The organism is Salinimicrobium oceani (assembly GCF_012037645.1).
Map to the genome: position 1 here is coordinate 1 of NZ_JAAVJR010000776.1, position 418 is coordinate 418.

Consider the following 418-nt stretch of genomic DNA (forward strand, 5'->3'; position numbering starts at 1 on the left):
ATCCATTCCTAAAGAGAGAATGCAGGTGTATTTTATTGATAATGAGGACTACTTCAAAAGAAAAGCTACGCTTACAGATGAGGAAGGTAATCTTTTTCCCGATAATGACGAAAGAGCCATTTTCTTTGCAAAAGGTGTGATAGAAACTGTAAAAAAACTTAACTGGTCTCCCAATATTATCCATGTGAATGGATGGCTTTCTTCCATGCTGCCCCTGTACCTTAGGAACTATTATGGGAATGAACCTTTATTTAATAAAGCCAAAATTGTTACCTCTATATACAATCAGGACTTCGATGGTACGTTAGATAGCAATATGTATAAGAAGGTTTTATTTGACGGATTGGAAAATGAACAGGTGAAACATTTAAAGAAACCTACCTACGTTAACCTGATGAAAACAGCAGTGGATAATTCT

General features: G+C 35.4%; 1 protein-coding gene. It reads left to right on the forward strand.

Features of this window, described 5'->3' with window-relative positions; translation table 11 throughout:
* On the forward strand, nucleotides 1-418 hold a 418-nt coding region (locus HC175_RS19350), incomplete at both ends, for a glycogen/starch synthase (protein ID WP_168139768.1).